This is a genomic window from Thiorhodococcus mannitoliphagus (genome assembly GCF_010915725.1).
GTDB lineage: Bacteria > Pseudomonadota > Gammaproteobacteria > Chromatiales > Chromatiaceae > Thiorhodococcus > Thiorhodococcus mannitoliphagus.
Genome location: NZ_JAAIJR010000043.1, coordinates 1 through 23709, shown reverse-complemented (window position 1 = coordinate 23709; position 23709 = coordinate 1). Strand labels below are relative to the sequence as shown.

26 protein-coding genes are annotated in these 23709 nt (G+C 64.1%); all 26 read left to right on the top strand.

The window, feature by feature from the left end; translation table 11 throughout:
- The first annotated feature begins 305 nt into the window (after positions 1 to 305).
- The 26 genes from G3480_RS12110 to G3480_RS11985 all read left to right on the top strand — a co-directional run bounded on the left by G3480_RS12110 (position 306) and on the right by G3480_RS11985 (position 23390).
- Positions 306 to 2996, top strand: coding sequence for a calcium-translocating P-type ATPase, PMCA-type (locus G3480_RS12110; protein ID WP_164654151.1), 2691 nt, complete (start codon positions 306 to 308; stop codon positions 2994 to 2996).
- Positions 2997 to 3246: 250 nt separating this feature from the next.
- On the top strand, positions 3247 to 4296 hold the full coding sequence (locus G3480_RS12105; protein ID WP_164654150.1) for a DUF475 domain-containing protein: 1050 nt from the start codon (positions 3247 to 3249) through the stop codon (positions 4294 to 4296).
- A gap of 12 nt (positions 4297 to 4308) precedes the next feature.
- Positions 4309 to 4797, top strand: coding sequence for a phosphatidylglycerophosphatase A family protein (locus G3480_RS12100; RefSeq protein ID WP_164654149.1), 489 nt, complete (start codon positions 4309 to 4311; stop codon positions 4795 to 4797).
- Positions 4798 to 4972: 175 nt separating this feature from the next.
- Positions 4973 to 5551 carry a TerD family protein gene (locus G3480_RS12095; protein WP_164654148.1) on the top strand — a complete coding sequence of 193 codons (579 nt, stop codon included), beginning with the start codon at positions 4973 to 4975 and terminating at the stop codon, positions 5549 to 5551.
- Positions 5552 to 5610: 59 nt separating this feature from the next.
- A complete protein-coding gene (locus G3480_RS12090; protein WP_164654147.1) occupies positions 5611 to 6294 on the top strand; it encodes a TIGR00266 family protein in 684 nt (227 codons plus the stop codon).
- A gap of 51 nt (positions 6295 to 6345) precedes the next feature.
- Complete coding sequence (locus G3480_RS12085; RefSeq protein ID WP_164654146.1) at positions 6346 to 6933, top strand: TerD family protein; 588 nt, start codon at positions 6346 to 6348, stop codon at positions 6931 to 6933.
- A gap of 22 nt (positions 6934 to 6955) precedes the next feature.
- Positions 6956 to 7987 (top strand): ATP-grasp domain-containing protein, encoded by a 1032-nt coding sequence (locus G3480_RS12080; RefSeq protein ID WP_164654145.1) that lies wholly within the window; start codon positions 6956 to 6958, stop codon positions 7985 to 7987.
- The gene (locus G3480_RS12075; protein ID WP_164654144.1) at positions 7984 to 9168 is read left to right on the top strand and encodes a phosphoribosyltransferase domain-containing protein; all 1185 of its coding nucleotides are present in this window, start codon (positions 7984 to 7986) and stop codon (positions 9166 to 9168) included. Before G3480_RS12080 ends, G3480_RS12075 begins: the two co-directional genes overlap by 4 nt.
- Before the next feature lie 12 nt (positions 9169 to 9180).
- Positions 9181 to 9759: a TerD family protein gene (locus tag G3480_RS12070; RefSeq protein WP_164654143.1), complete on the top strand. Its 579-nt coding sequence runs from the start codon at positions 9181 to 9183 to the stop codon at positions 9757 to 9759.
- 6 nt (positions 9760 to 9765) lie between these two features.
- Positions 9766 to 10956, top strand: a complete 1191-nt coding sequence (locus G3480_RS12065) for a TerD family protein (protein WP_164654142.1) — start codon at positions 9766 to 9768, stop codon at positions 10954 to 10956.
- 66 nt (positions 10957 to 11022) lie between these two features.
- Positions 11023 to 11478 carry a tellurite resistance TerB family protein gene (locus tag G3480_RS12060; protein ID WP_164654141.1) on the top strand — a complete coding sequence of 152 codons (456 nt, stop codon included), beginning with the start codon at positions 11023 to 11025 and terminating at the stop codon, positions 11476 to 11478.
- A 2-nt stretch (positions 11479 to 11480) separates the two neighbouring features.
- Complete coding sequence (locus G3480_RS12055; protein WP_164654140.1) at positions 11481 to 12239, top strand: HAD family hydrolase; 759 nt, start codon at positions 11481 to 11483, stop codon at positions 12237 to 12239.
- A 275-nt stretch (positions 12240 to 12514) separates the two neighbouring features.
- Positions 12515 to 13636, top strand: a complete 1122-nt coding sequence (locus tag G3480_RS12050; protein ID WP_164654139.1) for a cysteine protease StiP family protein — start codon at positions 12515 to 12517, stop codon at positions 13634 to 13636.
- The gene (locus G3480_RS12045; protein WP_164654138.1) at positions 13629 to 14498 is read left to right on the top strand and encodes an HpcH/HpaI aldolase/citrate lyase family protein; all 870 of its coding nucleotides are present in this window, start codon (positions 13629 to 13631) and stop codon (positions 14496 to 14498) included. The genes G3480_RS12050 and G3480_RS12045 overlap by 8 nt, the downstream gene beginning before the upstream one ends.
- A gap of 216 nt (positions 14499 to 14714) precedes the next feature.
- Positions 14715 to 15947: a TerD family protein gene (locus G3480_RS12040; RefSeq protein WP_164654137.1), complete on the top strand. Its 1233-nt coding sequence runs from the start codon at positions 14715 to 14717 to the stop codon at positions 15945 to 15947.
- A gap of 108 nt (positions 15948 to 16055) precedes the next feature.
- Positions 16056 to 16748: a hypothetical protein gene (locus G3480_RS12035; protein ID WP_164654136.1), complete on the top strand. Its 693-nt coding sequence runs from the start codon at positions 16056 to 16058 to the stop codon at positions 16746 to 16748.
- Positions 16749 to 16807: 59 nt separating this feature from the next.
- The gene (locus G3480_RS12030) at positions 16808 to 17425 is read left to right on the top strand and encodes a hypothetical protein (RefSeq protein WP_164654135.1); all 618 of its coding nucleotides are present in this window, start codon (positions 16808 to 16810) and stop codon (positions 17423 to 17425) included.
- Between the two features lie 13 nt (positions 17426 to 17438).
- Positions 17439 to 17828, top strand: a complete 390-nt coding sequence (locus tag G3480_RS12025; RefSeq protein ID WP_164654134.1) for a hypothetical protein — start codon at positions 17439 to 17441, stop codon at positions 17826 to 17828.
- Positions 17818 to 18594 carry a MotA/TolQ/ExbB proton channel family protein gene (locus G3480_RS12020; RefSeq protein WP_164654133.1) on the top strand — a complete coding sequence of 259 codons (777 nt, stop codon included), beginning with the start codon at positions 17818 to 17820 and terminating at the stop codon, positions 18592 to 18594. Before G3480_RS12025 ends, G3480_RS12020 begins: the two co-directional genes overlap by 11 nt.
- Positions 18594 to 19082 (top strand): hypothetical protein, encoded by a 489-nt coding sequence (locus G3480_RS12015; protein ID WP_164654132.1) that lies wholly within the window; start codon positions 18594 to 18596, stop codon positions 19080 to 19082. Before G3480_RS12020 ends, G3480_RS12015 begins: the two co-directional genes overlap by 1 nt.
- Positions 19072 to 19710, top strand: a complete 639-nt coding sequence (locus G3480_RS12010; protein WP_164654131.1) for a hypothetical protein — start codon at positions 19072 to 19074, stop codon at positions 19708 to 19710. The genes G3480_RS12015 and G3480_RS12010 overlap by 11 nt, the downstream gene beginning before the upstream one ends.
- 13 nt (positions 19711 to 19723) lie before the next feature.
- Positions 19724 to 20707: a tetratricopeptide repeat protein gene (locus G3480_RS12005; RefSeq protein ID WP_338114123.1), complete on the top strand. Its 984-nt coding sequence runs from the start codon at positions 19724 to 19726 to the stop codon at positions 20705 to 20707.
- The gene (locus tag G3480_RS12000; RefSeq protein ID WP_164654129.1) at positions 20704 to 21357 is read left to right on the top strand and encodes a hypothetical protein; all 654 of its coding nucleotides are present in this window, start codon (positions 20704 to 20706) and stop codon (positions 21355 to 21357) included. The genes G3480_RS12005 and G3480_RS12000 overlap by 4 nt, the downstream gene beginning before the upstream one ends.
- 519 nt (positions 21358 to 21876) lie before the next feature.
- Complete coding sequence (locus G3480_RS29505) at positions 21877 to 22161, top strand: peptidoglycan-binding domain-containing protein (protein ID WP_164654128.1); 285 nt, start codon at positions 21877 to 21879, stop codon at positions 22159 to 22161.
- A 616-nt stretch (positions 22162 to 22777) separates the two neighbouring features.
- A complete protein-coding gene (locus G3480_RS27870; RefSeq protein ID WP_206171689.1) occupies positions 22778 to 22918 on the top strand; it encodes a hypothetical protein in 141 nt (46 codons plus the stop codon).
- A gap of 106 nt (positions 22919 to 23024) precedes the next feature.
- Positions 23025 to 23390 (top strand): hypothetical protein, encoded by a 366-nt coding sequence (locus tag G3480_RS11985; protein WP_164654127.1) that lies wholly within the window; start codon positions 23025 to 23027, stop codon positions 23388 to 23390.
- Positions 23391 to 23709: the final 319 nt, after the last annotated feature.

Genomic DNA, 23709 nt, shown 5'->3' with positions numbered 1-23709 from the left:
GAGGGTCTGGAAGCCCGCTACGTCAAATACCGAGATCGGGGCTTGGTGCTGCGGTAGCCTATAGGCCCGATGGTCCGTGGCTAGGAAAGCGTCCATCAACAACTTCCCCGCTTTCGCAAAGGGGGGTTGGGGGGATTTCGGGCGGCATCGCTCGCATCGGGAAACCATTGATGGACACTTTACTAGGTCGGACGAACCCTTCGACGAACGGCCCATAGATGCCCTTTCGATCTCGCCCCAAGTGGCGAGATCATCGGCCCACCAACACCAACCACTCACCAAACCACTGAGAGTCAAGCGTCGTCATGAAATTCGCCTATCCAGGATTGACCGACCGGGACGCCGAACTGTCCCGGACCCAGCATGGATCAAACGCGGTCGCCAGCCAGGAGGTCGAGACCTTCTGGGACAAACTGCTCGGCAACGTCAAGGATCCCATCATCATCATCCTCATCGTCGCGCTCGGGATCACGGTGCTGCTGACGGTCTTCGGCTACGCCGAGTGGTACGAGAGCGTCGGCATCGCCTTCGCGGTGATCATCGCCACCTTCGTGGCCACCTGGTCCGAGCACAGCAACGAGCAGTCTTTCCAGCGCCTGTTGGAAGAGGCCTCCATGATCAAGGTCAAGGTCTTCCGCAACGGACATCTGACCGAGATCCCAATCAACGAGCTGGTGGTCGGCGACTTTGTCCTGCTGCAACCAGGCGACACGGTCCCGACCGACGGCCTGCTGATCGCGGGCCATGCCGAGGTCGACGAGGCCGCCCTCACCGGCGAGTCCGAGCCGGTCCGCAAGACCGCGCTGCCCGAGGGCGCCGCTGACGAGACGGCGGGTGACGACCACCGCCTCGCCCGTGCCGGCCTGCTGGTCGACGGCGAGTGCGTGATGCGTGCGACCGCGGTCGGCGATCAGACCCGCTATGGGCAGACGATGAAGGAACTGCTGTCCGCCGAGGACCGGCTCTCGCCGCTCCAGCACAAGCTGACCGTGCTGGGCGGACACATCTCGACCTTTGGCTATGTGGGCGCGACCCTCATCTTCCTCGCCTTCATGTTCAATACCGTCTTTCTGCAGGGCGGGGGCTTGGAGACCTATTGGGCGCAGGACGGTGGTCTGATCGTCAAGGACGTGGTCACCGCCCTGATCCTGGCGATCATCGTGATCGTGGTCGCGGTCCCCGAGGGGCTGCCGATGATGATCGCCATGGTGCTGGCCATCAACATGAAGAAACTGCTGAGCGAGAAGGTTCTGGTGCGCAAGCTGCTCGGCATCGAAACCGCCGGCAGTCTCAATCTGCTCTTCACCGACAAGACCGGCACCCTGACCCAGGGCAAACTCTCGGTGAGCGCCTTCCTGGACGGGTCCGGCGAGCGTTACGAGTCGCTCGATGCCATTCCTCAGGCGCTGCGCGACGACGCCGGCTTCGCCCTGCGCCACAACACCAGCGCGGTGATCGACGCCAGTGATCCGAAGGACCCCAAGCTGGTCGGCGCCGACCGCACCGAGCAGGCGCTGCTGCGCTTCGTCACCCCCTATCTGGCGAACAGCAGCGGGGTCGAGATGGTCGACCACATCCCCTTCAACAGCACGCGCAAGTTCTCGGCGACCCAAGTCACGGGCGAGCGCAATCTGACGCTGGTCAAGGGCGCGCCCGAGGTCATCCTGGAAAACTGCACGCACTGGCTGGACGGCGAGGGTCAGGTTCGCGATCTAGGCGACGCCGCGGCGCTGCGCGCGGCCATGGACGAGCTGTCCGCACGCGCCATGCGCCTGCTCGCGGTCGCCGTCGCCGAGACCCCGATCGACGCCGAGACCAACGCCCTGCCCGCATCCCTGACCCTGGTCGGGGTGTTCGGGATGCGCGATGAGCTGCGGGCAACCTCCTACCAATCGGTCAAGACCGCCAAGAAGGCCGGCATCCATGTGGTCATGATCACCGGCGATGCCAAAGAGACCGCCCAGGCGATCGCCAAGGACGTGGGCCTGCTGGAGGATGATCCCAAGGCCATCGTCATGACCTCGGCCGAGCTGGCCGAGACCTCCGACGACGAGGTCAAGGCGATCTTGCCGCATCTCTATGTGGTGGCGCGCGCCTTCCCGACCGACAAGAGCCGCCTGGTCAAGCTAGCGAAGGAGATGGGGCTGGTGATCGGCATGACCGGCGACGGCGTCAACGATGCCCCGGCGGTCAAGAACGCCGACGTCGGCTTCGCCATGGGCAGCGGCACTGAGATGACCAAGGAGTCCGGCGAGATCGTCATCCTCGACGACAACTTCTCCTCACTCACCAAGGCGGTGCTCTACGGGCGCACCCTCTTCAAGTCGATCCGCAAGTTCCTGATCTTCCAGTTGACCGTGAACGTCTCGGCGATCCTGGTGGTCTTCCTGGGGCAGTTCTTCGGCTTCGACCTGCCGCTGACCATGACCCAACTGCTGTGGCTGAACATCATCATGGACACCCTGGCGGGTCTTGCCTTCGCCGGCGAGGCGGCCTTGCAGCGCTATATGGGCGAGCCGCCGCTGCGGCGCGACGAGCCGCTGATCAATGGCGACATGTGGTCCTCGATCCTCATCAACGGCGGCATCATCGCCGCGCTCAGCATCCTCTTCCTGACCAGCGACCTGAGCCGGGAGTGGTTCTCAGGCGGCTATGCGGTCGGCACCCCAGAGGCGGAGGCCAAATTCCTGACGGCCTTCTTCGCCTTCTTCGTCTTCGTGCAGGTCTTCAACACCTTCAACGCCCGCACCCAGGGCCTCAACCTCTTCGAACACCTGCTCGACAACCGGCTCTTCAGCATCATCATCCCCGCGATCATGGCGATCCAGGTCTTCTTCATCACATTCGGCGGTGAGATCCTGCGCACCGTCGGGCTCTCGCTCCACGAATGGGGGCTGGTGCTGCTGCTCGCGGTGCTGATCATCCCAATCGATCTGCTGCGCAAGATCCTGCGCAACCGCTGGATCGGCAATCCGGTGACGGCAACCGCCGGGTAGGCGCGATCCGGGAAAGCGGATTCCGCCGCCGGGCGGCATTCCTGTTGTCGGGAATGCCGCCCGGTCCGCTAGCAGGGTTTCGCCCTGCGCCTGACCACACCCCTTGGTCGCTGGAGGCTAGCGACCGCGGCTCACCGAGGGTACCCTATCGGACCGCGTCGCAAGACGCATCCTGGAGTGGGCACATCTCGGCCACGAACTGTGGCCGCGTGATCCTGCCCGCACCCTTAAGCCATCTTCAGAGGGGTCAATGAGAGCCTTTCGCTATTCGATCATCGTGACCATCGCCTGCGTACTGGCCGCCTTCTCCTGGGGCCTCCAGTCACCGCTCGGCGCCTGGCCCGCCGTATTCCTCGTGCTGATTCTCGGCATCATGGAAATCAGCCTCTCGTTCGACAACGCGGTGGTCAACGCCTCCGTGCTCAAGGACATGGACGAGAAGTGGCAGCAGATCTTCCTCACAGTGGGCATCCTCATCGCCGTCTTCGGCATGCGCCTGCTCTTTCCCATCGTGATCGTCGCGGTCGCCTCCGGGCAAGGCATGGGCGAGGTCGCCGCCATGGCGCTCCAGCAGCCGGAGCAATATGCCAAGTATCTCGAGGAGAGCCATATCGGCATCTCCGCCTTCGGCGGCATGTTCCTGCTCCTGGTCTTCCTCTATTTCGTCCTCGACCACACCAAGGAGGTGCACTGGCTGGGAGCCTTCGAAGCGCGTCTGGCGCGCCTTGGCAAGTTGGACTCCATCCAGGTCATGGTGGCCCTGGTCACCCTCTTTCTCCTGCAGGCACTGCTCGAGCTAACGCCGGAGCAGCGCGCCGCGATGCTGACCGCGGGCATTGGAGGCGTTATCCTCTACGTCGCCGTCAGCAGCCTGGACAGCTTCTTCGAGAACGACGAGGCAGGTGAGGCCGCGGTCAACACCGCAAAGCGGTCCGGCGTCGCCGGATTCCTCTATCTGGAGGTCCTAGACGCATCCTTCTCCTTCGACGGGGTCATTGGCGCCTTCGCCATCACGCGTGACGTCGTCATCATCATGCTGGGACTGGCCATCGGCGCCATGTTCGTGCGTTCGCTCACCGTCTATCTGGTCAATAAGGGCACCTTGGACGAGTACATCTTCCTGGAGCACGGCGCCCACTGGGCAATCGGCGCGCTTGCAGGCATCATGTTGGCAAGCATCTTCGTGCACATCCCTGAGGTGATCACCGGTCTGATCGGTGTCGCCTTCATTGTGTTGGCGGTCATTTCGTCGATTCGCTACAAGCGCCACCATCCGCATGAGACGAGCGAGACCGCTTAGACGGACGCAACCATGGACGCGACGATCAAGCCGACCTGGCGGCTCATCACCAGCCACCCCGCCTATTTCCTGGCCTTTGGCCTGGGCACGGGGCTCAGCCCCAAGGCGCCTGGCACCGTGGGGACGCTGCTCGGCTTTCCCTTGTACTTCGGGCTGGCGGCCATACTTCCGCTGCCAGGAATCCTGGCTGCCCTCCTGGTCGCCTTCGTCGTCGGGGTCAAGCTCTGCGACATGGCCGGCAAGGCCGTTGGGGAGGCGGATCACGGCGGCATCGTCTGGGACGAGATCGTCGCCATGGCGCTGGTCCTCTGCTTCACCCCGCCCGGCCTACTCTGGTGGATCGCCAGCTTCGCGGCATTCCGCGTCTTCGATATCTTCAAACCCTGGCCGATCCGTTACTTCGACGAGCGCTGGAAGAACGGGCTGGGCGTCATGGTGGACGACCTCTTGGCCGCAGGCTATGCCATTTTGGTCATCGAGCTGGCAAGCCTGTGGCTGTGATCCGCTCAGCCCCCGAGACCCGAGCGCCAACACCATTGAACGCAGCGCATGAAATGAGCACTAAGGAGAGCACGCTCCTCAAGAGCGTCGATCCGATCAGCGACTCAACACGCGATAGCACCACACGCGATAACACCACACGCGATCACACCAACTGAACCGAGGAGAAAAGCGAATGGCTATCAGTCTACAGAAAGGCGGAAACGTCAGCTTGAGCAAGACGGACCCGGGCCTGGTCAACGCCCTGGTCGGACTGGGCTGGGACGCGCGCTCCACCGATGGCGCGGACTTCGACCTCGACGCCAGCGTCTTCCTGGTCGGCGAGACCGGCAAGGTGCTGTCCGACGCCCATTTCATCTTCTACAACCAGAAGACCTCGCCCGATGGCGCCGTGGTGCACTCCGGCGACAACCTCACCGGCGCCGGCGAGGGTGACGACGAGTCGGTCAGCATCAATCTGCCGACCGTCGACGCCCAGATCCAGCGCATCGTCTTCGCCGTCACCATCCATGAGGCCGAGGCGCGCAAGCAGAACTTCGGCATGGTACGCAACGCCTTCATGCGCGTCGTCAACAAGGACAGCAACACCGAGATCGCGCGCTTCGATCTCTCGGAGGACTACTCCACCGAGACCGCCATGGTCTTCGGCGAGGTCTACCGCAACGGCGCCGAGTGGAAGTTCAAGGCCGTCGGCCAGGGCTTCGCCGGCGGCCTCAAGGCGCTGGCGACCGACCACGGCGTCAACATCGGTTGATCCCGCGAGACGCGGCGGCACTCCGCCGCCGCGCGCTCGCCTGACCGCGAGGAGCCGACATGCCGACTTTCACCGTCACCGGGGACATCGACCCCTTCCTGCACGTCAGCCTGCGACAGAAGGAGAAGATCTTCTGCGAATCCGGCGCCATGGTCATGATGGAGGCGCCGCTGCAGGTCAAGGGCCAGCTGCGCGGCGGCTTGGGGCGCGCCCTCATGCGTCGCCTGGCCACTGACGAATCACTCTTCCAGCAAGAGATCGAGGCCGTCAGCGGAGACGGCGACTGCCTGCTCTCCCCCACCCTGCCGGGCTCGATCGAACTCCTGGACGTCCGCCCGGGCGAGAACTACACCCTGTCCGACGGCAGCTTCCTGGCCGCCGAGTCCGGCGTCGAGGTACGTGCGCGCATGAACACCTTGGGCGGCGGCCTCTTCGGCGGGACCGGCGGCTTCGTCATCATGGAGGCGAGCGGACAGGGCAAGCTCGCCATCTCGGGCTTTGGCTCCATCTTCACCATCGACGTCACCCCAGGCCGTGAAACGGTCATCGACAACAACCACGCCGTTGCCTGGTCGTCCAACCTGCAGTTCGAGGTCGGCATGCCCCAGACCGGGGGCGGATTCTTCGGCAACGTGGTCAACTCGGTGACCTCGGGCGAGGGCCTGGTCATCCGTTTCCGCGGACAGGGCAAGGTCGTGATCTGCTCACGCAATCGAGACATTTTCCGCGGCCCTGGGCAATAAGAAGCGACCGGGCTCGCGCCGACAACAACACCACACTGAGAGGTCTAGGACATGGGTATCAATCTACAGAAAGGACAGAAGATCTCGCTGGAGAAAGAGGCCGGCGGCGGCCTATCCCAGATCGTCATGGGCTTGGGCTGGGATGCGGCCAAGAGTAAGGGCATGCTCGGCGGACTCTTCGGCGGCGGAGGCGGCAGCATCGACCTGGACGCCTCCTGCCTCATGTTCGACGACAGCGGCAACCTGACCGACACCGTCTGGTTCCGCCAGCTGGGCAGCAAGGATGGCAGCATCAAGCACACCGGCGACAATCTCACCGGTGAAGGGGAAGGCGACGACGAGCAGATCATCGTCGACCTGACGGCTGTCCCGGCCGGCATCAAGAGCCTGGTCTTCACGGTGAACAACTTCACCGGGCAGGACTTCTCCCAAGTCGAGAACGCCTTCTGCCGCATCGTCAACGGCGCCAACAACAGCGAGATCGCCCGCTACGACCTCGGCGCTCAGGGCAGCCACAACGCCATGATCATGGCCAAGGTCTATCGCCACGGCGGCGAGTGGAAGATGCACGCCATCGGCGAGACCGGTCAGGGCCGCACCGCGGAGCAGCTGCTTCCGCAGATCAAACCGCATCTCTAAGCACCCACCAAGACGGCACCCCATGACGCGCGTCTGGCTCAACCGAGCCTTCTCCAGTGTCCGTGCCGTCTTGGACCTCGTCCGTCAGGGCGACCAGGCCGGCGAGTACCAGCTGGTCTGCTCGCATCCGCGACCGAGCTTTCCCGGCTTTCTAAGCGCGCATGAGCACGCGATCGAGCCCAACGGGCTGGATGAATCGGAGTATGTCCAGTTCTGCCTGGATTTCTGCTGCGAGCGGAGCATCGACGTACTCTGGCCCGGCCAATCGGCCCAGGCGATCGTCGCCGAACGTGAGCGCTTCGCCGAGCTGGGCGTCAGGGTGCTGGCTGTCGCCTCTCCCGAGACGCTCGACCTGCTCGAGGACAAGGCGCGCTTCTATGCCGAAGCGCGGCGCTTTTCGATCCCGCCACCCGAGTCCCTGACCTTCGACACCGCGGCGGACTTCGAGGCCTGCTACACCCAGTTGCGCTCAGACCACGACCTACTCTGCATCAAGCCAAGCGTCGGCATCAATGGAGCTGGATTCAGGATTATCGACGAGCACCGCGGCAGCCTCGAGCTGTTGTTGCAGAATGCGATTCACTCGATCCATCTGGCGGGACTCCAAGCCGCGCTCGCTGCGGCCGACCGCTTCCAGCCCATGCTGCTGATGGAGCACCTGAGCGGCCCGGAGTACAGCGTCGATTGCGTCGCCGACGGACGCCGTGTGCTCGCCCTCGTCCAGCGCCAGAAGCCGGCCGCCAGCGCCTATGGCCAACTGCTCGTCTCCATTCCTGCCATCGAGCAGGCCGTGCGGGAAATGACCGAGGCGTTCGGCCTCTGCGGCCTCTTCAATGTCCAATTCCGCGAAGGCCGCGACGGCATCCGTCTGTTGGAGATCAACGCCAGAGTCTCAGGAGGCATCGGCTATACGGGCGTGGCCGGAGTCAACCTCCCCTACCTGGCGCTCAAGGGCTGGACGCAGGGCTTCGGTGCGCTTGAGACGACTGCGACGCAAGCAGGCGCGCGTGTCCTGGAGTTGCTCCACTATCAGCATGGCGAGGACGTCGCGTGAGCAAGCGCGCCCATATCGATCTCGTCACGGGCAGGCTGTCGGTCCAGGTGCGCGAGGCGGCCTTTCCGCTGGAGACGCTGTGCGGCTTCGCGGCCCGTAACAATCGCAAGCGCGGCTTCCTCTTCCTGAGCAAGGTGCTCGGCAAGCATTGGCCGGCGCGCCCCTCACTGATGCGCCGGGTGCATGAGCATCTCGCGGCCCAGTTGGACCTCGGCCCAGGGCCCTGGGCCTTCATCGCCATGGCGGAGACGGCCACGGGCCTGGGGCAAGGCGTCTTCGAGGCGGCGCTCGATCGGCACCCCGGAGCCGAGGCGCTCTTTCTGCACTCGACCCGCTATCGGGTCGCGGGACGCCCCTACCTCGCGTTCGAGGAGGCACACTGCCACGCCCCGGATCAGTACCTCTATGAGCCGATCCGGCCCGCACACCAGGCGCTGTTCCGCAACGCGCGCGAACTGGTCGTCATCGACGACGAGATCAGCACGGGATCGACCCTCTGCAACCTGGTCGCGGCCTACCGCGCCGGACACCCGCAGCTGGAACGCCTGCACTTCGTCGCCATCACCAACTTCAGCGGCGCGAGCAGCGCTCAGCGTTTCTCGGACCAACTGGGACTGCCGGTGCGCTGCGTGGCGGCACTCCATGCCGACTTCGCCTTCGAGACCGGCGACTGGCCGGACGCCGAAGCGGCGCCCAGCGCGGTCGGCGACAACGCACGCCACCCCGGTCAGATCGCCGATGACCTCGGGCGCTTCGGGATCAGCCGGCATACGCCGATACCGGCCGCGGATGTCGACCGGCTCGCCGCGGGCTTGCCGCCCGGCGCTCGGGTACTGGTGCTCGGAACCGGTGAGTTCATGCACATCGCCTTTCGCGTCGGACTGGCGCTGGAGACGCGTGGGCTCGACGTCGTCGTCCAATCGACCACACGCTCCCCCATCCTGGTGGGCGCGGATGTTGGACGCCGACTCATCTTTGGAGACAATTACGGCGAGGGCATTCCGAACTATCTTTACAACGTCGACCCCGCCGAGCTGGACCGGATCATCGTCTGTCATGAAACTCCGGTCGACGCCATGCACGAGCTGGTGCAAAGTCTCGGCCCGAACTGTCGAACCTACAGATACGCGGCGCTGCCGGACGTGCAGCGACAACAGCCACTTCAACCTCAAGCACACTGAACGGAGGAGCCAATGGCCATCAACCTAGGTAAAGGCGGCAACGTCAATCTGAGCAAGGAAGCACCCAACCTCGAGAACGTCCTCGTGGGCCTGGGCTGGGACGCGCGCGCGACCGACGGTCAGGACTTCGACCTCGACGCCAGTCTCTTCATGGTGAAGGAAGACGGCAAGGTCCCGGGCGATACCTATTTCATCTTCTACAACCAGAAGACCTCGCCGGACGGCTCGGTCGAGCACACCGGCGACAACCTCACCGGCGAGGGCGAGGGTGATGACGAGTCGATCAAGGTTACCCTCTCCAAGGTACCGCCGGAGATCCAACGCCTGGTGATCGTGGTGACCATCCATGACGCCGAGGCCCGCAAGCAGAGCTTCGGCCAGGTCAGCAACGCCTTCGTCCGCATCGTCAACCGCGACAACGACCAGGAAGTGGTCCGCTTCGATCTCTCGGAGGACTACTCGACCGAGACCGCTATGATCTTCGGCGAGATCTACCGCCACAGCGGCGACTGGAAGTTCAAGGCCGTCGGCCAGGGCTACGCGGGCGGCCTGCGGGCACTGGCGCTGCAGCACGGCGTCAACGTCGGCTGAGCCGCCATGGACCTCACGCGCGGACAGCGCGCCAAGATCGCTGACCTGGTACCCGGCGGCCAGCAGTTCACCCTGGGCGTGACGGCCGAGGCTCCGGGCCTGGTGATCGACTTCGCCTGCTTCGGTCTGGACGCCCAGGGCAAGCTCGCGGACGAGCGCTACATGACCTTCTTCAACCAGCCGACCACCCCCTGTGGCGGCGTCCGGCTGGAGACGCCCCCGGGCGATACGGCGGGCTTTGCGATCGACCTCAGCAAGCTGCCAGCCACCATCGAACGCTTGACCGTAACGGCCGCCCTAGAGAACGCGGGCACCATGTCGCAGATCCAGCGTGGGCACGTCCGCTTCCTGGGACCAGGCGGCGAGGTCGGGCGCTTCGCCTTCACCGGCGCGGACTTCGCGAGCGAGCGCGCGCTCATGCTGCTGGAGATCTACCGCAAGGATGGCATCTGGCGGACCTGTGCCCTCGGACAGGGCTTCAACGGCGGACTGGACGCCCTGGTCAAGCACTTCGGCGGCACCGTCGCCGAGCCCACGCCAGCGCCGTCCGCACCAGAGCCGCCCAAGCCGCAGGCACCACCGGTGAATCTCAGCAAGATCACCCTGGAGAAGAAGGGCAACACGGTTTCCCTGAAAAAGCAGGGCAACCAGGACCACGGCGAGATCCTCATCAATCTCAACTGGGACATGCGCGCAGCCCCGGTCAAGCGGGGATTCTTCGGCGGAACGCGGTCCGGCGGTATCGATCTGGACGTCGGCTGTCTCTTCGAGCTGAAGGACGGCACCAAGAGCGTGGTCCAGGCCCTCGGCAATAGCTTCGGCAACTTCTGGGGGCCGCCCTACATCATGCTGGACGCGGACGACCGCACCGGCACTCGGACCGAGGGCGAGAACCTCCGCATCAATGGCAAACACTGGGACGAGATCCGGCGCGTGCTGGTCTTCGCCTTCATCTACGAAGGCACGCCCAACTGGGCCGAGACCAACGCTGTCATCTCGCTCAAGATGCCCGGCCAGCCCGAGATCGAGGTCCGCCTGGACTCAGGGGACAACCGCCACCCTATGTGCGCCATCGCCCTGCTGGAGAATGACGGCGGCGCCGTGCGCGTCACCAAGCTCGTTGATTACTATCGCGCCCACCCAGATGTCGACAAGGCCTATCACTGGGGGCTGCAATGGGTGCGCGGCAGCAAATAGGCGGAGCCTCGCCGTCGTCCCCGGCACCCGAATTCCATCATCACTGAAAACGCAGAGATCAATACCATGAGCTTCCAAAACTTCCTGAACAACCTGAAAGAAAAGGCCGCCGACCTCAAGAACGAGGCCATGAAGTTCAAGAACAAGGACTTCCTCAACGCCGCCATCAGCGGCTCCGTGCTCATCTCCATGGCCGACGGCAACGTCTCCTCGGAAGAGAAGCAGAAGATGATGCGCTTCATCGAGAACTACGAGGCGCTCTCGGTCTTCTCCAGCAAAGAGCTGATCGAGTCCTTTCAGAACGCCATGACCCAGATCGAGTTCGACAAGGACCTGGGCGAGGCCAAGGCCTACGACGCCATCCGCAAGATGAAGAGCAATGATGCGGCAGCGCGTCTCATCATGCGCCTGACCATCGCCATCGCCGGCGCGGACGGCAACTTCGACGACGACGAGAAGCGGGTCGCGCGCAAGATCGCCATGGAGCTTGGCCTCAGCCCGGCGGACTTCGAACTCGGCTAAGCGTGCGCAAGCTGGTCTTCCTGGATCTGGACGACACCCTCTTTCAGAGCCGCCGCAAGTGCCCGAGCACGGATGGACTGCAGCCCGTCGCCTATCTGCGCGACGGCACCTCGCATTCCTTCATGACGGCGAAGCAGCAGGCCTTGTGGCGGCTTCTGGAGGACAACGCGACCCTGATCCCCACCACGGCGCGGGACCTCGACGCCCTGCGCCGGGTGGATCTGCCCTTCCGGAGCTGGAGCATCATCGCCTACGGCGGGATCATCCTGACGCCGGAGGGCTTGCCGGACGCGCCCTGGCTGAAACGCATGCGCAAGGTCTCAGAGGGCGCCATCGTCGAGCTGGGTCTTCTACTGGGTGCCGCCGAGGACATGATCGAACGCGACGCCCTGGCGGTCCGCGTGCGTATCGTAGGGGACTTCGATCTGCCCTTCTACCTGGTCGCGAAGTACAAGGACGGCAAGGAGGCGGACCTGGACTACCTGCAGCACGAACTGCTCCAGCCCTTGACGGAAGCACGCCGCGACCGCCTTCGGCTCCACCGCAACGGCAACAACCTGGCGGTGATACCGCGCGCCCTGGGCAAGGAGCACGCAGTGCGCTACCTGAGCGAGCGGCTGCGCCAGGAATGGGGAGAACTCATGACGTTCGGCATCGGAGACAGCCTGATCGACGGGGCCTTCATGGCCGAGTGCGACTATGCCCTGACCCCAAGGGACTCCCAGTTGTTCAGCGAAACCCTCGGCAAGCCCCTGCTCTGATGCAACCCAGTAGGAGCGCCGCCCCGGCGCGACCTGCCCCGGCACCCGTGACATCGGGCGCGGCGAGGGCGCCGCTCCCACCCGCAGCTCAGCAGCGGTAGGGTGGACGAGCGCGAGCGAAATCCACCGCATCCCGCTCCGGCGTTGGTGGACAGCGTTGTGCTTGTCCACTACAGAAGGCAACCAGACGCAACACTGTTCGCCGCAAGAAACCCTGAGCAGGCACGAAAAGCCCGAAGAGGCAGAATACTGAAGACATGGAGGAGCCCGGCCTGATGTCCAAGCCATGCCGATCGACCGCGGATAAACCTCACTTTTGCGGCAGCTATCGCCCCAAGGACGTGCGCTTCCTGCTCAAGCCGATCAAGGTCCAGCCAACCGGCGTCGCCGAAAAGGAGCGGCTCATCCAGAGCGGCCGGCGCCACTACAGCGAGATGCTGAGCCGCGAGTCCCTCCCCTCCCCCAAGTACATGGAGGTCTTCCACCACGCCTTCGCCATGAGCCGCACCCGCATGGCGGAGGGTTTGCTGGATCTCGCGGCCATCATCACCGCACGTCGGCCCGACGAGATCACCCTGGTGTCGCTCGCCCGCGCGGGCACGCCGATCGGCGTCATGCTCAAGCACATCCTGGTCGAGTGCTTCGAGCGCGAGACACAACACTATTCGATTTCCATCATTCGCGATCGCGGCATCGACCAGAACGCCATCCGCTTCATCCTCGACGAGGCGGGCAGAGATCCAGCGGGGCTCCTCTTCGTCGACGGCTGGACCGGCAAGGGCGTCATCGCCCGCGAGCTGAGCGCGGCGGTCGCCGACTTCGAGCAGCATCACGGCGTCCGTCTGGACGCGAGCCTCTTCACCTTGGCGGACCTCGCCGGCGTCGGCATCGCGCCCAGTGACGAGGACTATCTCATCCCCTCGAGCATTCTCAACGCCACCATGTCCGGACTCATCAGCCGCTCGGTGCTCAACGAGCAGATCGGCCCCGACGACTTCCACGGCTGCGTGCTCTACGAGGAATTCGCCGCCAAGGACCTCTCGACCTGGTTCGTCGACACCCTGCTCGACGACGCTCGGGCGCGCATCCAGGCCGGCTACCGGCCCAGCGCCGTGCCGGTCGACCCGAGCCAGGCGCACGCACGCTCGACCAATCTCATCGCCGCCATCAAAGACCGCTTCGGCATCAGCGACGTGAACCTCATCAAGCCGGGCATCGGCGAGGCCACCCGGGTGCTGCTGCGGCGCGTGCCCGAGCTGCTGCTGATCCGGGACCCGCACCTCCCGGAGGTCGCCCACCTCCGCCAACTCGCCCAAGAGAAGTCCGTAAGGTGCGAGGTCGATCCGACCCTGCCTTACCAGGCCATCTCGCTCATCAGGGGGTTACCCGATGCTTAACGCCTACCGACTCGGCGCATCCCTGTACGTCCCCGTGACCCACAAGGACGTGCTGCCCATCGCCAACGGCATCAAATGGCCCGAGCTGCGCTCCGTTATCTTCTGCACCGAAGACGCCGTCGCCGCCAAGGCGCTCGGCGCCGGGCTCGACAACCTGCGCGCCTGCCTGCGGCAGATGAGCGCGACCTCGACGACCCTGCGCTTCGTGCGCGTGCGCAACCCCGAGATCCTCGGCTGGCTCACCGCCCTCCCTGGGGTCGAGAAGCTCGACGGCTTCGTCCTGCCGAAGCTCGACATCAACAACGCCGACGCCTACCTGGAACCACTCAGGGATACGCAGTTTCACTGCATGCCGACGCTCGAAACGCGCGACGTCTTCGAGCCCGCCCGCATGATCGCCCTGCGCGACTACCTGCTGGAAAGCAACCACCGGGAGCGCATCCTCGCCCTGCGCATCGGCGGCAATGACCTGCTCGCGCTCCTCGGCATCCGCCGCCCGCGCGACCGCACCGTCTACCGCACCCCGCTCGGCCACACCATCGCCAACCTGGTGACCGTCTTCAAGCCCTTCGGATTCCAACTCACCGCCCCCGTCTTCGAGCACATCGACTGCCCCGAGATCCTGCGCGAAGAACTCAGCGAAGACGTCGCCCACGGCCTCTGCGGCAAGACCGCCATCCACCCCGACCAGCTCGCCATCATCGAGTCCGGCCTAGAGATCTCCGAGGTTGAAGTCGAAACGGCGCAGCGCATCCTCAGCGAGGACCAAGCCGTCTTCAGGCTCAACGGCTCCATGTGCGAGGTCGCCACGCACAGCTCCTGGGCGCGCAACATCATCGAACGAAGCGCAATCGAATCCTGAGCCGAAGACGCCTGAGCTGAAGGCGCGCCTGCTGCGTCGTGATCGACCGCGCGCCTTGTGCGCCGGGTCTCAGTTCCGATGACCCGCGCCCTATCGGCCTTTTCCGAATCCGGGGCGTCGGTTGCGCCGACCAGCGCCATGGGCTAACGTCTTGCGCGCAAGCGCTGGCCGAATCGGCCAGGCTCCCCATGGACCTCTGCCGTCGGAGTCGCGGACATGAAGATGCTGCCGAAGGGCGCGAACGCACCGCTGGCGACCTCCGGAATCCTGCACGTGGATCTCCGCTGGAATGCGGCGCAGGGCGCACTCAATGCGGTCCACTTCGCGGTCGCGGAGGATGGCCGCGTCCCGAGCGACGCTTGCTTCATCTTCCATGGTCGGCGTCAAACCCCGGATGGTGCCGTTCGCATGGCCGCCTCCGCCCCTGGCCACTGCGGCTTCATCCTGCAGCTCGACCTGATCCCGCCCCAAATCCAACGCTGCGTCTTCGCCGCAGCCCTAACAGCTGGCGCGTTCCGCGAGCTGCAGGGGGCCGCCATCACCGCAAGCGCGGGCACGGGAGTCGAGGTCGGCTTCGAGCCGACCGGGGCCGATGAGCAGGCGCTCATCTTCGCCGAAGTCTACCGCCATCGCGATGCCTGGAAGTTTCGCGCCGTTGGCCAGGGGTTTCTCGGCGGACTGTCGTCGCTGGCCGAGCATTTCGGCGTTGCCGACATCGCTGCCGCGTTGCGAGCACCAGCGCCGGACGTCATACCGCCACCGAGCCCAGCGCCCAGCCGCGACGCCGCGCCGGATCCGACACCACAGCCGCCATCCTCAGACATCCCCAGACCCCGCTCCGGCGGTCGCCTTTTCAAGATCCTCGCGACCTTGGTCCTGGTGCTGGCGGCTGGCATCGCGGGCCTCTGGTACTTTCAGCCGTCGCTGCTGCAAGACCCGGCGGCACTCTGGAGCAAGTCCACGACCCTCATGCGGCAGCTACCCATGGTGTATCAGGAGCCGACCTGTGCCTGGACGGATGAGCAGGTGTTCGAGCGCTACCACGCGCTCGGTGAGAGCTACGTCAAGATCCTCACGCAGGTCGACGCGAGCAACAAGCGCTTGACCCGATTGCGCAATGATCTGATCGCATCCGAGCGCGGCTGCCCGGCCTCCTTCAACGACGACAACCGCCGCGAGATCGAGCGGCTGGAGCAACTGCCGGTCGCCGCTTGGAAGGACGAGTCCACTCAGCTCAACATCTGCGCCGGACTCATGATCAAGGGGCTCGAATCCTCGCTCAACGCGGAAGCCCGGCCCATCATCATCCAGCGGCTGGTCCAGGAGACCGATCGCGCCCGCAACCTAGAATCGGACCTGACCAACATCTCGCGCGATCTCGCTTATCTGCGTAACAAGGCCGAGCGCCTGGTGGAGGGTTTCCGGGACAACCTGGATGCCTGTCCGTGAGGAGTGGTCGGTGGGCAGTGGGCAGTTGTCGGACTCGCGCGGATCGCTGTTTCATCATGTTTTTGTCTTGTTTCATCGAAGAACAAGCATGCCAAGGGGCTCGAGTCTATGAAGCATTCTGAACGCCATATCGCGTCTCGAGCCGTCTGGGCGCTTTGCGCGGTCTGGCTGGCGTTGCCGGCTCCAGCCCAGGACAGCAGCTACAGCTCGCGCAATCCCAACCGCACCAATCCGACCGTCATCCTCGAAAACGAGATGACCAACATCCGCACCTCGAACGCCCAGCTCGGCGCGCGGATCCAGACGGCCATGGAGAAGCTTGAGGAGGTCGCCCGCCTGACCTCCGAGGACGAGAAGGAGCTGCAGGTCGACAACCTCTTCTTCACCCTGCGCGAGGAGGTGTACGGCGTCCTCAATAAGCTGGACCTGAATAGCGACTTCGCCGATGCGCTCAATCGCGCCAAGGAAGGAACCATCGTCCTCAAGAGCTGGTATGAGCGCCAGCCCCCGGACTACCCCAACCGCGATCAGAGCATCGCCCAGCTGGAGCGTGCCATCCAGGAATACGACATCGTCGACGAGCGGCTCAACCAGAGCCGCACCCTGGCCCAGGAAAAGCTCTCGACCATCATGCGCCAACACCGCGTCATCCTTCAGGAGATGAAGATCGGCAAGGTGCTGGAGGCGATCGCCGCCGCGCGCTCCGTGGTCGAGGGGCTGAACGACATCACCACCGCCATGACGGTGGTCGAGCAAAAGACCGAAAAGAGCCTGCAAACCTCGGTGCCCATCTCGAACTGAGCGCGGCACCCTCATCCATCACTCGACCACACATCACTCGACTCGATCACGAGGACATCATGAAAAAGGCGACACTCCTACTCACCGGCCTGCTTTCGCTCAGCCTCCTGCTCCCGCTCGCGCGTGCCGCCGAGCAGCCCGACATGGCCCGCCTCTTCCAGAAAGTCAATGCCGTCGCCGAGCAGCTCCAGGCCAATCTCGGGAGCCTGGAGAACAACATACAGGCCAGCCGCGACTCGATCGAGAAGGGCGGCAAGGTGCTCGACGACATGCTCGCCTCGGTATCCCGCGTCAACGAGAGCATGGCCGAGGACAGCGAGATCTGGAAGGAACTCGACGCCCTGCTCGAACTCTGGGAGCAGCGCCGCCAGGAGACGCTGCGGAAATCCGAGTCGAACCCGGCCTTCATGCCCATCGCGACCGCCTGGCAGAGCAAGCTCGACAAGGGCCGCGAGCTGCGCAATCAGATCAGCACCGAACGAGCGAATTCGCTCGCCCTGATGCGCTCGATCGAGGCGGATCGCGACATCGTGCTCGCCTACTACGAACTGGGCCAGGCCGACAAGGCGATCGAGGGGCTGCAGAAGGTCAGCGCCAACCTGGCAAGTCTCAACAAGAATATGCAGGCCATCGTCGAGACGGCGAACGACGCACAACAGGTGCCCATCTCTCAATGAGCCGATCTCTCCGATGAGCCGCCTGGGTCACCGCCGACAGCAGACCCCGCACCACGCGCGCGGCGCCTGCTTGGCGCTGCTCCTCGCCTTGCCCGCCGGGGCCGAGCCGCCAGCGCCACCCGCTCAACCCTCCGCGGGACAGGCCAATCCGAGCCTACCCCTGGCAGAGGTGCGACAGATGCTCGCCACCCTCGGGGAGCTGGACGCTCAGCTCACCGAACTCGCCCAAGGGGCGCTCGCGGACGCCGATGCCGCAACGACCCTGGACGAACGCCGCCGTTACGAGCGTCTCTACGGCGAAACCAGCACCCGGCTCGGCGAGCTGCGCGCCGTCCGACGCGATCTTCAGCGCCAGCTCGAGCAGCTGGAGGGACGACCGCTGGAGGCTGACGATGACGGATAGCGCAGCACCACCCATCCTCGCCCGTGCCGGCGGCCTCTTCTCCGAGCGCCAGATCACCCGCCCCCTGGTCGTGGCGATCCTGATCACAGTGCCGTCCTACCTGACCCTGTTTCGGCTCCTCGATCCCGCGATCCTGCCGCAGGAACTCGGCCGCTACCTGGGCAACGGCTACTGTCAGCTCATGATCGCCGTCTTCTTCACCACCCTGCTCTACGGGCTCCTGCAGTATCTCGGCCTGCTGGATGAGCACCGCCACCTGCAACGCTGGCTCGGGCTCGGCTCAGGACCGCAGTCCACGCGGCTCCATGGCTGGATCGGCTTCCTCTCCGGACGGCGCCATCAGGACGCGGACGGCGTGCCCGCCGCCCTGCAACGCTGGTACGGCAAGACCCAGGCACGCGAGGACTTCGTCCATCTGAGCGACTATGTGCTGACCGTGCGCGGGCTGCAGCACCAGCACAACTTCGCCCCCATCGGCTTTGCGATCTGGGTCCTGCCGCTGTTGGGCTTCATCGGCACCGTCATCGGCATCACCCAGGCGATCGGCGGGCTGGAGCAGTCGGTGGGCACCTCCGAGATCGCCGGCGACGGTCTCGGCAGCGTGCTGGGCGGACTCAGCTTCGCATTCGACACCACCTTCGTCGGCCTGGTCCTGGTGATTCCTGTGATGCTGCTGCTGCTCACCCTGCGGACGCGGGCGCAAAAGCTGGATATGGTCTACTACCAGATGCTGCTCGACCGCCTCTTTCACGAGACCGCCGACTGATGCGCCGCCGTCTCCCAGAGATGCCCGTCGCGGAGTTGAATCTGATGCCCTTCCTGGATCTGGTCTTCGCCTTCATCGGCATCCTGGTCGTCATCTTCGCCCTGCAGAAGACCCTGGAGCAGACCAGCGGCCGACCGCTCGCGATCGACGCCCTGGTGATCTGCGTCGCGGACGGTGAAGTGACGCTCTATGCCGACCCCAAGGCCGCGCCGGCGCGATACGCCGAGCAACAGTTTCCGGCGCTCTTGGACCAGCTCTCCGAGCAGGGTGAGGGCGTGCGCAATCTGGTGTTCGCCCTGACCGGCGCCTGCTTCGAGACCCGCCAAGCCTTCCAGGACGCCTTCGCCCGCTTCACCAGTCTCCTGCAGCGCAACCAGGACAAGCGTCTGGTCGTCAGGCTCGCCTACCGCCCCCTCTCAGGGAGGCCCGAGGCCGTAAGTGGACTGCTCGCCGATTGGCGGACGGCGGACGGCGCGGATGGAGACTGATGGGACCTCTGAGGGCGCCTTCCTGGATATCGCCACCAATCTCCTGGCGATCATCCTCATCCTGACGCTCTTCTCCCTGGTCTCGATCCAACAGGAGCGCCGCACCTCCACCAGCCCGACCGCCCGACCAACCTCCCTGGAACGCTTCGTGGAGCCCCAGCGCGACCTCTTTCCGCCCTTCTCCGTCTTCTATTTCGTGCTCTCCGAGCGCGTCGTGCGCTGGGACCAAGAGGCCGTGGTCGAGGCACTCTCGGCCGCGCCCGACCTCACCTCCGGATCCACCGCGCAAGGCCGTTATCAATGGCTCCCCGAGCCGCTGGTGACCCGTGACCTGGATACCTTCCAGCTACGCTTCTTTCTCGACCAAGCGGCCGTCCAGCGCCAGGAGCCCGCCTTCCCGGAGTCGCGAATCGACGCCTTCATCGCCGAGCTGACCGCCGCCCATACCGCCAACCGCGCCGCCCCGGTCTTCCTGGTCTATCCCGACGGCATGGAGACCTTCGCGCCCCTCTACGAGCGGCTGCAACAGTCGGACCTGAGGTTTCGCTGGTTCACCCAAGCGGTCGATGCCCCCCTGCTGCTCGGCCGGCATCCAGCCCAGTTCACCGATCATGGCATCTATTGGTAAACCATCCGCAAACGTGCCGGGAGACACCCGAGGCAGGCCGCTCTTCGCGGCACTCAGTCTCTTGCTCGCGGCACTGGCGCTGGTCTGTCTTTGGGGTCTGATCGCCGGCGCCCCCCAGGGCGATGCGGACGGCGCTGGCGACGCGCTCGCACGCCAAAGGGCGCTCGCGCAATGGGAGGCACTCTGGTCCGATCTCGCCGCGTGCGGTGAGGCTGCCCTGCGGCCCGAACTCGGCGATACCTCGCTGCGCGCGGCCGGAGATACGGTCTTCATGCGCTATCGCAACCTCTGGGGCCAGGTCGACGAGGACGCCCGTCATGGGCTCCAGATGGCCGCCCTGAGCAGCGATCCCCAACGCAAGCTCGACCTGCTGCGACCGCTCGTGAGCACGGCCGATCCCCTGACAGGCTTTCGCGCGCTGCTGGAGATGGCCAGGGTGCAGCTGCGGCTTGGCGCGCTCGAGCCCGCCAGGGAGGCCGCGCAGCGCGCGCTGGCGGTCCCCAAGGTACCGCCACGCATCCAGGCGGACGCCCATTTCATCCTCGGCGTCATCGCCTGGGAGAAGCAATCGCTCGACACGGCCGAGACGGCTCTCGGACGGGCCGTGGCCGCCGATCCCGGCTTCTGGGACGCCCGCCAGCTGAGACTCCTGGTGCTGGCCCGGCAGATCGGCCGCCCGCGGCAGGGTGTCGCCGCCTGTCTCGACCGCACCCGACAGATGATCCTCGACCTGGGCGCCTTGCCGGTCCTGGCGCAGGATCGCACCCAGTTCCGCGATATCGCCGATCGCTTCGCGGCCCAGGGCGACCTGACCAATCCGGCCTTCGCACTGCTCGCCGGACTCGGTTATCGCTGGGCCGGCGACACCGAGCGCGCCCGCATCACCCTGGCCGGCGCCCTTACCACAGGCGGGCGCCTGCCCGCCGAGTGTGAGCAACAAATCATTGAAAAGGCGGACGCCTGGCTGGACGGGCAGCCGACCGAGGACAGGCCATGACGACCATCCTCGTCATCGGTCTCTGGTCATTCATCCTGGGCCTGGCAGCCTGGCGCCCTGACGGAGCAGGACGCCGCAACGCCCGCTGGGCCTTGACTGGCGTGATGGCTGCGCTGCTCCTATCGCCGTTTTGGTGGGACTGGGCGCGCGGCAATCCCACCATGGCCGGTCCCGAGACGGCCTTCGTCAGCGTCTGGATCCTGGTGCTCCTGCCGATCCTGGCACGGCGCATGGACGGCGCCACGCTCGGCGCCACCCTCTATCGCGGACTCATAGCCGCAGCCGCGCTCGGCACGGCGCTGGATGCGAGCCAACTAGCACTGAGCGCCCTACCCCCCGAAGACCTGACAACCTGGATCGCCACCGCGCTCTTGCTCGGCACCCTCACCACCCACTTCGCCGCCGGTCTCGGGCTCTGTCTGCTAGCCATCCCCAAGGACTTCCCCTGGGACTATCCCGCCTGGTTCGCCGGACTCCTGCTCATGCACCAAGCGGCCACACCCATCCCCATCGCACTCGACATCGGCGCCGCTCAAGGCATCTTCGCGGTCGCGACCGCGCTCGGAATCGCCGGGCTCGTCCGCGCGACCCCTTACGGCAGGAACGACGGATGCTCATCCAAGGATCATGATCTCAGCGATCCCTCTTGAGGATCCCACAGCTGCGCGACCGCTCAAACTGCCCGCAGCCACGCGCCCTTCGGCCGGGTAAGAAAGTGTCCATCACCAATTCCCCCCCTTTCGCAAAGGGGGGCCAGGGGGGATTGGGAGCGGCATCGTTCGGGCCTCGATCATCCTTTGATCCAACCGCGTGATCGGTGGGAGCGGCGCCCCGTCGCGACGGGCACTCGATGCGGCCTATCCTGCCAAGGGTCTCAAGATACCCCGTTACGTCGTCAACGCTGTGCTCCACAAGACGCTTGCCGACATGTGCCCTCAGATCGCGTTCTGCGTGCCGCACATACCAGGGCAGCGCGGATGCTTTGACGCCCGATTTCCTTGCGTAATCAGAGAAGTTGCCTCAGAAGCGCTGAACAGCCCCGTTCGACGTTGTGTGCTCACCCGCCATCTGCTAGCGTCTCCCTAAGGGGTTTAGGGCATTCGCCCCGTACACGACGAGCGCTCACCCTCACCACCCTTTTTCGATTACTCGGAGACAGAGTAACGCTAATGGATAATCCATTGCCGACCATTAAGACTGGATCGCAAGGTCCCTACGTCAGTTATTGCCAGAATCTGCTCAACGCGCGATTGACCGGGCAGAGATGCCTCTGGGTCGATGGCATCTTCGGCCCGAAGACCGACGCAGCAGTGAAGCGCTTCCAGATGATGCGCCAGCTACAAATCGATGGGGTCGTTGGCACCCTGACATGGACTGCTCTCGAGGCCGGCCCCCCGCCAATTAAGAAGCGCCCGAAGGTCTTCGCACCGGTGCCAGAATCCGGAGGGCTCTAGTAAATAGTGTGCGAATAAGGGGACAGGTTTATTTATTCGCGAGAAACCCGATTTTGGATCAGAACGGGAACAGTATTGACGTTCGGGGGCCTTGATCATCGTTTCGCCCAAAACCCTAAATTATGGTAGGGTATCGCAAAACATACCAATATAAATCAGCGTGTTACGCCTGTGCTTCAGCCGTCAGTCCCGCAGGTGGACCAATCGATGATCAAGGCCCGTTCGGGGCTTCCCCCGCTCCGCCGAGGAAGCCAAATTGAGAATAAATCCGTTCGCTTTTTCACCGCCTTTTTCCATCCGCCGGTGAACTCGTTCTCTCCCGTTCCCACAGCGGAATTCCCACCCACCCATGGAATACGCTCTGAAAAGGGCTCCAGGCGCTTAGCTGCGGCGCCTGGCAAGAGGTGCCGAAGCTGAGTCCTCGTCGCGTGCGCTGGCGTGACGCTCCGGAAAACGGGTCTGACCAGGATAGGTGCAAATTTCTGCAAGCTCGGTCAGCGAAAAAGGGGGCCGATTTAATTTAATGCTATGCTCTTGCGGACAGTCGCTTACGACGTCGGAGGGAAGCATACCAAGAATCGGGCGCCTCGTTTTTCCAAGCTATCCACACTATGTCGTGCAGCGCGGACACAACAGGCAGGTACTGTTTGCCGAGGAGGCGGACTATCTTTGCTGCCTCGAGACGCTGGAAACCTTCAAGAAAATCTATGACATGAACGCCTATGGATTCCGCTTGATGACGAATCACGCCGTCTGATCTCTACCCCGGCGAGGTTGTCGCTTACTCACCTTTCACCGCGATGTCGAGTTGAATCCCGCGCGCGCGACAAGGCCATATTAACTATCGCAGCAAGATGATCAAGATGACAAATAAGAAAAATTCTCCACCTATAAGAATCTCTGAAGCCATTTTACGTGTAGCTGAACCACTTATTAGAAAATACCCTAAGCGTGAACGAATTTCCGCAGCAATTGAATTAGCTATGTTTTCTTGGAACGCATCACTAATAACCGAGATCGATAGAGAAGAAATAGAGAAAAATTTAATTGAAAGTATGCCAGGCAAACTTAATGCAACAGAGATTGCCGCGACAATGCAACAAACAGATATCTTGATTAAGAGAAAGAAAGAGCTTTATCCTGAAGTAGACTATTTAATAGTCAATCACAGCCTATCATTTGAGGATAGCGGGCGAATAACATTGAACGTAAACACAATCGCGCAATAAGAGTGCTTCACATTGCGCAAACGTCCGCGCAAGAAAATGCGCCAGTAGTGGCCTAAACAGGCACTGATCATCCTTAAGAAAGCGCCCATCAATTGTTTCCCGATGCGAGCGATGCCGCCCGAAATCCTGCCTAGCCCCCCTTTGCGAAAGGGGGGAAGTTGTTGATGGACCCTTTCCTTAGGTCCAACCGCATGATCGCTGGGAGCGGCGCCCCCCCGCGATCGCGCGACCCACGCGGCGGGGCGCCGCTCCCACGTCGCTTTTGCTGGGGGATGCACGGTGTCGACTCCACCCACGGGACGGCCCGAAGATAAACGCC